The organism is Methylibium sp., from assembly GCF_013817345.1.
Lineage (GTDB): Bacteria > Pseudomonadota > Gammaproteobacteria > Burkholderiales > Burkholderiaceae_C > Methylibium.
The window spans coordinates 1-9,337 of sequence record NZ_JACDCW010000122.1; the positions used below are offsets into that span (position 1 = coordinate 1).

Consider the following 9,337-nt stretch of genomic DNA (forward strand, 5'->3'; position numbering starts at 1 on the left):
GGTGCTCAACTTCGAACTGGTCGACGACAACCACAATCCCGCGACGAAGGAAGCCACCCAGGCCCGCCTGGTGCGGGCCACCGCGCAGCTTCAGGAAGAGTTGAGCAGTCGCGGCCTGTACCGCGTCGTCGATGCCGGGCCGTCGCAAGACCTGCAGGCCAAGCTGCGCAGCCAGCAGGCCTTTCTCTACCGCTGCGACGATTGCGCCTATCAAGTCGGCACGCTGCTCGGCACCGACTTGGTGATGACCACCTGGGTACAGAAGGTCAGCGAGCTGATCCTTAACCTCAACATCGAGATCCACGACGTCAAGGCGAAGAAGGTGGTGCTCAGCAAGTCGATCGACATGCGCAGCAACGACGACGTGTCGTGGAACCGGGGCGTGAGCTATCTGGTGCGCGACATGGTGCAACGTCGGGCGAAGGATCCGCAATACGGCCTGTGAGTCTGCGGCGCCGGCGCAGGCCGCGCTTCGCCGAAGGAAGGGCCGGGCGCGAAAGCCGAGGTGCGATCCGCCTCTCTCACTCCCATTCGAGCTCGGCATAGGCGGCGGTCACGTTGCGCTTGTGGAACACATCCAACAGCGCCCACTGCGACCGGTTCGGCGCGATGCGTTCCACCGCCTCGCGAAGCGTGAGACCGCTCTTGATCGCCGCCCGCGTGTCGGCCTGCAGGCGCTGCAGATAGCGTTGCTGCGGGTCGAGTGCGGCCGGCCAGTCGCTGCCCGGCGCGCCATGGCCCGGAACCACGGTGGCGACGCGCCAGCCTCGCAGTTCCTTCAGTGCCGCCAACCAGCCCTTGAGCTGACCGTCGAGCACCGGCGTGTGATCGGTGAACAGCAGATCGCCGAGCCAGAGCGTGGCGCTGCGTTCGTCGAACACGCTCAGGTCCGCATCGGTATGGGCGGTGGGCCAGGCACGCAACGTCAGACGGCGGTTGCCCAGATCGAGCTCGAGCGTCGACTCGACGAGCAAGGTGGGCGGCACGATGCGGGCCTGGGCATCGGCGGGGCCGAAGTCGCGCTGGAGCGCGTTCAGGTAGAACGGCCCGCGCGCCGCCAGGGCCGCGGGCAAGCGCCGGTGACCGACGAACTGCGGGCCCTCGGCCTGACCGTTCGCATCGACGAAGGCCTCGTTGCCCAACACGTGATCCGGATGCGCATGGGTGTTGATGACGTAGCAGACCGGCAGGGCGGTGGTGCGCCGCAGCGCCGCGGCGAGCGCCTCGCCGCCCGCGCGGGTGCCGCCCGTGTCTATCACGGCCACGCAGCGCTCGCCCACGATGAAGCCGGTGTTGGCCACTTGGCCGCGGTTGGCCGGGCCCCAGTCTTCGAGCACGCCGGGGCGCAAGTACACGCCGGGCGCAATCTGCTGCAACTCGCCTGCCGGCTTTCCGGCCTCCCTGGGGGAACTGCCGCAGCCGGCCAGCAGCGGTAGCGCCAAAGCCGCCATCAGCATGAGCGCGCCGATGCTGCATCGCTGTTCGGCGACCGGAGAATGCGCGCTCATCGATCGGTCGGAGCCGGCCATGCGCGTCGCGTGCAGGCGCCGGACCTTCGCTGCTACTTCGCCTCGACGTTGATGAAGCAGCCCTTCTTGGCGGCCGCCTGCACTTCCTTGAAGCGCTTGATCTCGTCGGTGAGCATTTCGACATCGCGGATGTAGTTGCCGCGTTCGCCGCCGATGCTGAAAGCATTGGTGGCCGTGGACATCGTCTCGAACTCGTTGAACGGCACCTTGGCAGCGATCTTGTCGAGCACGCACGAACATTTGCTGATCATTTCGAAGCGCGTGCCGGGATGCTGCGCCACGCAGGCCTCGACGAAAAACACGCGGTCGGAGGTCGGGTAGTTGTGCGGCCCGGTCTGCGCCTGCGCCGCCGTCGGCGCACCGAGGGTCAGTGCGGCGAGGGCGGCCGGCAACAGGGTTCGGGCGGAGCGAATCAAGGTGATGTTCATTGGGGCTTGACCGGTTGGTTGAGAGTTTTCGGCGAATCGGCGCCGGGCGCGGCCGGGCCGGCGAAGGTCATCACCTCTTCGAGCAGAGGCGCCTCGCTCGGCTGAGCGGCCGCCATCGAGGTGCGCATCTGGTAGACGCCCCCGGGAACGCCCTTCGAAAGCACGAAGGTGTAGCGCTTTTGGGCGTAGCGCTCATAGCGGCTGCGCGCCGGGTCGGTGACGTAAGGGGTCACCGTGATCTCCTGCGCCGGCAGGTCGCGTCCTTCGAAGGCAACCGTCGTGTCGCGCACTTGCGCCTCGTCGACCAGGCTTCTGCGGATGCGGTTGCGGAAGTAGTTGCCCGTCTTCCTTTTGGTCAGGCGGGCCATCTCGCGGATGTCGTGCTCCAGGAAATAGAGGATGACCGGGTTGGCCTGCGCATTCTCGATTTCGGGCAGCTTGATATTGCGCGGGCCGCTCAGAAACTCCGCACGCACCGAACTGCCGGCCGTGCCGACCTTGAGGACTTCCACCATCACCTGGTCCTCGAAACCCGGCTCGAGCGATCCCGACTTCACGAAGGTGTAGCGCAGGCTCGTCGGCTTTTTGATGTTGGCGAGTTGGTGCTCGACGAAGACGAGCTTTTCCGCCTCGGAGAGCTCGTTCGGATCGGCCGCCAGGGCGGGCACCGACGGTGCGCCAAGGGCCAGCACAACGGCCAGGCCGCCGAGAAAACTGCGCACGGGGCGGGGCTTGCGGTGCAAGGGGGCAGGGATCATGGATGCTCCAATTCAGTGGTCAATTCGCGGGCCTGCTCCGGGTCGAGTGTGGCCAGGCTTTGCAGCGCCAGGCGCACGTCCCCGGTACGACCTTGTCGTTTGTAGATGTATGCCAGCCGCGCCCAGCTACGGCTGTAGCCCGGATCGAGTTCCAGGCAATGCCGCAGCGCCTGGATCGATGCGTCCAACTGGTCCAGGCCGTCGTAGGCGACGCCGAGCAGGTAGGGCGCTTCGGGCTCGAGCGCGACTTCGATGGACCAGCGCTGCGCCAGGCTGGCCAGCGCCGCCCATTGCCGGCTTTGCTCGAGCGCGGCGGCCTGGAGGAAATAGGGTTGCGCTTCGGCCTGGAGTTCCCAGAAGGCCTGGCCGCGCAGCGGGGTCACCTCCGTGTAGCGGTCTTCGGCATCCAGCCCGTCCTGCAGCCAGTCGGCGGGTGCCGAGAAGTAGTGCGCCACGCCGCCGCGCAGGCGGAAGGTGAGGATGCCGACCAGCGCGCCGTCGGCATCGAACAGGCCGCCGCCGCTGGCGCCCGAGTTGAACCAGTTGCTGCTGCGGATGATCTTGTGGCCGGCATAAGGGTGCAGGGCCACCACTTCGCCTTCGCTCGCCTGCTGGATGCCGCCGGTGAAGCCGATGGCCAACAGCGGCTGGCCGACCTTGAGTTGCGAGGTGCGCGCAATGGGTGCCACGCGCCCGCCCTCCAGCTTCGGCACGCGCAGCACGCACAGGTCGCGCCGCGTGTCGCTGGCCTGCGCGAAGGCGCTCCAGCGCACGCCGCCCTGCACCACGTTCACGCGCTCGGCTCGCCGCGTGACGTGGCAGTTGGTCGCCACCTTGCCGTCGCCGACGATCACGCCGGAGCCGAGCTGAAACCGCCCGGCAGCGTCGACCGCCTCGATCTTCACGACGCTCGGCGCCACCCGCACGAGCGAGGCCCGGTCCATCTGCGCGTTCACGGACCAGGCGCTCAGCGCGCAGAGCAGTGCTGTCGTGATTCGTTTCAGGCCCACCGGCATGGAAGGTGCGTGGGCGCGCACCGCTCTTTCTCTACCGTGCCGCCGGCGCGGCGGGTTCGGGCGCGAGCAACGGCACACCGTACTCGCGCAGGATGTCGGTGATTGCCGGCTGGTGCTTGTCGATGAGGGTCTCGATCTGCTGCTTCCACTCACGCTCGCCGTAGCGCACGCCCATCGCCATCGAGTAGTCGAACTTGACGCCCGGCTCGGAGGACATGGGGATCACGGTGAGCGCCGGCTCCTTGACCTTCTGCGCGAAATAGCCGCCGATCGGGCCCCAGATGATGGCCGCGTCGATCTTGCCGTTCGCCAGATCCTTTTCGATGATCTCGCCCGGGTACTGGTCGGGGTGGGCATTCATGATCTGGTAAGGCACGCCCTGATCTTCCAGCTTGTGCTTGCTCAACCAGGCGGAGCCGGGTGAGCGGGTGTAGATGCCGATGCGCAGCTTTTCCAGCGTGGCGCGATCGACCTTCAGGAAATCCTCGACCGTCTTCACGCCATCGAGGCCGTTGCCGGGCGCGTACACCAGCGCATAGGTGGAGCGGTAGTAAGGCTTGGTGACCGACACCATGTCGAAGGCCGCGGGCACGCCCATGATGATGTCGCAGGGGTAGTCGTTGCCCGGCAGTTTGAAGCGCAGCGTGTTGCGCACGAAGGCCAGGCGCTGCGGGAACGAGTAGTACTCGACCGGCAGTCCGAGATCCTTCGCGAACAACTCGGCGATCTTGTTCTCGATGCCCTGCGCTTCGGTGTTGGAAAAAGGCAGGTTGTTCGGGTCCTGGCAGACCCGGAAGGCCTTGCGCGCGGGCGGCACGTCTTGCGCGGCAGCGGGCGCGACCAGGCCTACCGAAAGGGCCATCGCAAGGGTGCCGGCGGCGAGCCCGGCGACGGTCACGGTCATTGGATCTCCGCCACTTTGGCGCGGGTGATCGCACCGTCGGAGCGGCCTTTGAGGTAGGCGTAGAGGTGGTCGATGTTGTCCATCACCTGCTTGTTATTGCCGAAGCTCTGCATGCCTTTTTGCAGGCGGCCGTCGCGCACGACCGTGACGAAGTCTTCCTTGCTGAGCACCTTCATGCTGGCGATCAGCGAGGGGCCGACCATGCCTTCCTGGTTGGCGCCGTGGCAGCGGTCGCAGGCAGCGGCGCGCCAGGTGCGGAAACCCTGCATGGTGTTGGCATCGACCTTGTAGCCGTCGACGACCTTGTAGAGCGGCTCTTTGGCGTCTTGCGCCTGAGCGAATGAAACGCCCGCGCACAGGGCCAGGCTCAGGAGGGGGAGGCGAAACATCATGATGAAAATGGTCCGTTTCAATGAAAGGGGGATGGCGCCCGTTCAGGTCCACCATCCCCGGAGACCCAGCCGCTTCGGCGCGGCTGGATTGGATCGATAAAACTCAGTCCGGCAATGCCCAGACCGTCAAAGAGCCGCCAAGTTCCGTGTACTGGTTCAGTTCACGGTAACCGCCCACGGCGCCCAGGCCGTCGGTGTCCTTCTCGAGGCCAGCCGCCATGCCGATACCGGCCCAGCCGCCAATGCCCGAGAACGTGCCGAGGTACTGCTTGCCCTTGTGCTCGTACGTGAACATGTTGCCGATGATTCCGGACGGGGTCTTGAAGCGATACAGCTCCTTCTTGATGTCCTTCGCATCGACGCACTTGAAGTGGCCTTCCAGCGTGCCGTAGCAAGACAGACCGCCCGCAGTGTTGAGCACGCCGCTCCACACCGAGAACTTCTCGGCCTTGCTCTGCACGATCTTGCCCGTGCCCGCGTCCCAGGTGATGAAGTTGCCCATGCCGCCATGGCTTCCCGGTGCCGGGAACATGGAAAGCGTGGCGCCCACATACGGCTGGCCTGCGGTGTATTCGACCTTGAACGGCTCGTAGTCCATGCAGACGTGGTTCGTCGGCACGTAGAAGAGCTTGGTGTTCGGATCGAACGAGGCCGGCTGCTGGTCCTTCGTGCCCAACGCCGCCGGGCAGATGCCCTTGGTGTTGACGTCAGGACCGTTCTGCGCGGTCGAGTACTGCTTCACCACTTGCGGACGGCCCGTCTTCATGTCGACGTGCGTGGCCCAGTTCACCTTCGGGTCGAACTTCTCGGCCACGAGCAGCGCACCGGTGATGCGGTCCATCGTGTAGCCGAAGCCGTTGCGGTCGAAGTGCACCAGCGCCTTGGTCGGCTTGCCCTTGACGTTGATGTCCGCCAGGATCATCTCGTTGATGCCGTCGAAGTCCCACTCGTCGAACGGGGTCATCTGGTAGACCCACTTGGCCATGCCGGTGTCGACGTCGCGGGCGAAGATGGTCATCGTCCACTTGTTATCGCCCGGACGCTGCGAGGGGTTCCAGGTGGAGGGGTTGCCGGTGCCGTAATAAACCAGGTTGGGCGCCTTGTCGTAGCTGAACCAGCCCCAGGTGGTGCCGCCGCCGATCTTCCACTGATCGCCCTTCCAGGTCTTCAACGAAGAATCCTTGCCGACCGGCTTCATCTGCCCGTCGGTCCAGGTCATGGTCTTTTCCGGATCGATCAGCATCTCGGCGTCGGGGCCGACGCTGTAGCCCTTCCAGGCCAGCTTGCCGTCCGAGAGGTTGTAGGCGGCCAGGAAGCCGCGCACGCCCCACTCACCGCCGGAGATGCCGGTGATGACCTTGTCCTTGAAGACGTGCGGCGCGTTGGTGTTGACGGCGCCGAGCTTCGGATCACCGTTCTTCACGCTCCACATCACCTTGCCGCTCTTGGCGTCGAGCGCCACGAGGTTGGAGTCGGCCTGCTGCAGGATGACCTTGCCTTCGGCATAGGCCAGACCGCGGTTGACGGTGTCGCAGCACATCTGCGGAATCACGGCCGGGTCTTGCTTGGGCTCGTACTTCCAGACGATCTTCTGGGTGTTCAGGTCGAGCGCGAAGACCTTGTTGGGGAAGGGCGAGTGCAGGTACATCATGTCGCCGATCACCAGGGGCGAGCCCTCGTGGCCGCGCAGCACGCCGGTGGAGAAGGTCCATGCGACCTGCAGCTTGCCGACGTTCTTGGTGTTGATCTGGTCCAGCTTGCTATAGCGCTGGTTGTACATGTCGCCGGCCTGCACGGCCCAGTTCTTGGAATTGGCGATGTTCTTCTCGACATCGGCGTTGGCGTGCACCAGCGCGGGCGCGGCCACCAATGCCAATGCGAGCGGGCTCATCAAGCGCCAACCCGATTGCTTAGACACTTTCATTGTCGTCTCCGTAGTAGGAATGGATGGGTACAGCTTCGGGTTTGCTCCTTAGCGCTCCCCACCGTGTTTGTATTCCCCGTCAGGCGCGTCTGATACCTAGGACAGACCCTGTCCGCCCTCGGGCGCCCTCAGGGCCCTGACTCAGATTGAGACAAACATTAGGGATTGCCCGGTCTGTGCCGTGCGCCGGCCCTTGCCAGACGGCTCCCGACGCCGTGGGCAGGTTCCAAAGCGCGTCGCTCGGAGCAAGCCGGTCAGCAGTCGTCTCCCTACAATTCGAACGACTTTCCCACCCAGGCCGCCGCGATGTCCGTTTCCCTCGAAAGCCGTTCCGACTCTCGACGACCCCTGCTGCAGAGCAGCCTGCAGTCGCTGCCCCTGATGGCGCGCGGCAAGGTTCGCGACAACTACGCCGTCGGCGCGGACCGCCTGCTGATGGTGGCGACCGACCGGCTGAGCGCGTTCGATGTGGTGATGGGCGAGGCGATCCCGGACAAGGGCGAACTGCTCACGCGCATGGCACTGTTCTGGTTCGAGCGGCTGGGCGGCATCGTCCCCAACCACCTGACGGACGAGGCGCCCGAAAGCGTGGTCGGTGAGTCGGAACGAGACCAGGTCCGTGGCCGCTCGATGCTCGTCAAGCGCCTGAAACCACTGCCGGTCGAGGCGGTCGTGCGCGGTTATCTCGCGGGCTCCGGCTGGACGGAGTACCAGGCCGGCGGCGCCGTGTGCGGCGTGAAGCTCCCGGCGGGCCTGCGCAATGCCGACAAGCTGCCTGCGCCGATCTTCACGCCCGCCACGAAGGCAGAGAGCGGCGCGCACGACGAGAACATTTCTTTCGAGCAAATGGCGCAGATCGTCGGCGCGCCGCTGGCGGATCAGGTGCGCCGCATCTCCGTAGAGCTGTACGAGGCCGCCGCGGCGTTCGCGCTGGGCAAGGGCATCATCATCGCCGACACCAAATTCGAATTCGGCCTCGACGAGGCCGGCACGCTGATCCTCATGGACGAGGTGCTCACGCCCGACTCCTCGCGCTTCTGGCCTGTCGAGGGCTACGCACCGGGTGGCAACCCGCCGAGCTACGACAAGCAGTTCGTGCGCGACTGGCTCGAGCAGGTGCGCATCGACGGTCGGCCTTGGAACAAGCAGGCCCCCGCGCCGGCATTGCCGAGCGACGTGGTCGAGAAAACGGCGCTCAAGTACCGCGAAGCGTTCGAGCGGCTCACTGGCTAGAACAGCACCATGCTGAGCTTGCGCCGATAACCATCGACCACCGGGTCGCTGGCGACCGCTGCAGAACGACCCGCGATCTCGAGCGTGCCCTTGGCCTCCGCGGCGGCCGGCTTGGGCAGCGGCTTGGTCAGGATCTCGAGCACTGCCACGTACAACTTGCGGGCGCGTTCCTCGCCCCAGGCCTTGTCGCGCATCAGGATTTCGAGCAGCTCGTCCATTGCCTCGGTGTAGCGCTGCTCAGCCACATGACGCTGCGCGAGTTCGAAGCGCGCCTCGAAGTCGCGCTTGTTGGCGGCGATGGCGGCGTTCAGCGCGTCGACGGGCCGCGCGTGCGCAGCGGCTTCGCAGGCTTCGAGCCACAGCCCGAGTGCCGCTGCCCGCACGTCGACGATCGCCTTGGGCACCAGCGGCTCGTAGATGCGCCGCGCGTCGTCGGTGCGTCCGGCTTCGAGGAGGCGCTTGACGTAGTCGGCACGGATCGCGTCGTCGCCCGGCGCGAGCGCGAGCGCCTCCGAGAGCTTGGCAAGCGCGGCTTCGGGATCGCCGCCGGCGGCCAGTTGCTCGGCCTCCTGCACTTCTTCCTCGGCGGCGAGCGCTTCGGTGCTCGGCACGTGCTTGTCGAGGAAGGCGCGGATCTGCGCTTCGGGCAGGGCGCCGACGAAGCCGTCGACCGGTTGCCCGCCGAGGAACATCACGCAAAACGGAATTGAACGCACGCCGAAGGCCTGGCTCAGTTGGCCGGCGATCTCGGGCTGGGCTTCGCTGTCGAGCTTGGCGAGGGTGAAGCGCCCGGCGTACGCCACTTCGAGCTTCTCGAGCAGCGGCCCGAGCGTCTTGCACGGTCCGCACCAGGGCGCCCAGATGTCGAGCAGCACCGGCTGCTGCAGCGAGGCGGTGATCAGGTCGGATTCGAAGTTCTGAAGGGTGATGTCGATCATGGTCTTGTGAATGAGCCACCGGCTCGGCGGGCGGAATGCGCCGCCTACAATTTGTGGTTTTCGAGAACCGGAGCGGCCGTGAGCGCAGCGATTCCCCTGATCGGCGTGGTGATGGGCTCCAGCAGCGACTGGGAGGTCATGCACCACGCAGCCGACATTCTCACCGAGTTCGGCGTGCCCTTCGAGGCGCAGGTGGTCTCGGCGCACCGCATGCC

11 protein-coding genes are annotated in these 9,337 nt (G+C 65.9%); 3 read left to right on the forward strand and 8 right to left on the reverse strand.

The genetic code is table 11. The features are described from left to right. On the forward strand, positions 1 to 445 hold a 445-nt coding region (locus H0W40_RS17395; protein ID WP_292448743.1), incomplete at its 5' end, for a DUF3280 domain-containing protein. A 76-nt stretch (positions 446 to 521) separates the two neighbouring features. On the opposite strand, the gene H0W40_RS17400 is transcribed toward H0W40_RS17395, so the two are convergent. From H0W40_RS17400 to H0W40_RS17430, 7 genes are all read right to left on the reverse strand, one after another. Continuing rightward, positions 522 to 1,508, reverse strand: a complete 987-nt coding sequence (locus H0W40_RS17400) for a quinoprotein relay system zinc metallohydrolase 2 (RefSeq protein WP_292448746.1) — start codon at positions 1,506 to 1,508, stop codon at positions 522 to 524. Between the two features lie 53 nt (positions 1,509 to 1,561). Beyond that, a complete protein-coding gene (locus tag H0W40_RS17405) occupies positions 1,562 to 1,957 on the reverse strand; it encodes a hypothetical protein (RefSeq protein ID WP_292448748.1) in 396 nt (131 codons plus the stop codon). Further along, positions 1,954 to 2,715 (reverse strand): hypothetical protein, encoded by a 762-nt coding sequence (locus H0W40_RS17410; RefSeq protein WP_292448749.1) that lies wholly within the window; start codon positions 2,713 to 2,715, stop codon positions 1,954 to 1,956. The genes H0W40_RS17405 and H0W40_RS17410 overlap by 4 nt, the downstream gene beginning before the upstream one ends. Then, the gene (locus H0W40_RS17415; RefSeq protein WP_292448751.1) at positions 2,712 to 3,752 is read right to left on the reverse strand and encodes a serine protease; all 1,041 of its coding nucleotides are present in this window, start codon (positions 3,750 to 3,752) and stop codon (positions 2,712 to 2,714) included. Before H0W40_RS17415 ends, H0W40_RS17410 begins: the two co-directional genes overlap by 4 nt. Positions 3,753 to 3,762: 10 nt before the next feature. Beyond that, positions 3,763 to 4,635 carry a quinoprotein dehydrogenase-associated putative ABC transporter substrate-binding protein gene (locus H0W40_RS17420; RefSeq protein WP_292448754.1) on the reverse strand — a complete coding sequence of 291 codons (873 nt, stop codon included), beginning with the start codon at positions 4,633 to 4,635 and terminating at the stop codon, positions 3,763 to 3,765. After that, positions 4,632 to 5,027 carry a cytochrome c gene (locus tag H0W40_RS17425; RefSeq protein WP_292448756.1) on the reverse strand — a complete coding sequence of 132 codons (396 nt, stop codon included), beginning with the start codon at positions 5,025 to 5,027 and terminating at the stop codon, positions 4,632 to 4,634. The genes H0W40_RS17420 and H0W40_RS17425 overlap by 4 nt, the downstream gene beginning before the upstream one ends. A gap of 103 nt (positions 5,028 to 5,130) precedes the next feature. After that, positions 5,131 to 6,918 (reverse strand): methanol/ethanol family PQQ-dependent dehydrogenase, encoded by a 1,788-nt coding sequence (locus H0W40_RS17430; protein ID WP_292448763.1) that lies wholly within the window; start codon positions 6,916 to 6,918, stop codon positions 5,131 to 5,133. 339 nt (positions 6,919 to 7,257) lie between these two features. Here H0W40_RS17430 and H0W40_RS17435 point away from each other — a divergent pair, with 339 nt between their 5' ends. After that, positions 7,258 to 8,184 carry a phosphoribosylaminoimidazolesuccinocarboxamide synthase gene (locus tag H0W40_RS17435; RefSeq protein WP_292448759.1) on the forward strand — a complete coding sequence of 309 codons (927 nt, stop codon included), beginning with the start codon at positions 7,258 to 7,260 and terminating at the stop codon, positions 8,182 to 8,184. Here H0W40_RS17435 and H0W40_RS17440 read toward each other — a convergent pair. Continuing rightward, positions 8,181 to 9,122 (reverse strand): tetratricopeptide repeat protein, encoded by a 942-nt coding sequence (locus H0W40_RS17440; RefSeq protein ID WP_292448762.1) that lies wholly within the window; start codon positions 9,120 to 9,122, stop codon positions 8,181 to 8,183. The genes H0W40_RS17435 and H0W40_RS17440 overlap by 4 nt on opposite strands. 111 nt (positions 9,123 to 9,233) lie before the next feature. On the opposite strand from H0W40_RS17440, the gene H0W40_RS17445 reads away from it, so the two are divergent. Next, positions 9,234 to 9,337: AIR carboxylase family protein (locus H0W40_RS17445; RefSeq protein WP_292448766.1), on the forward strand; the 104-nt coding region annotated here is incomplete at its 3' end.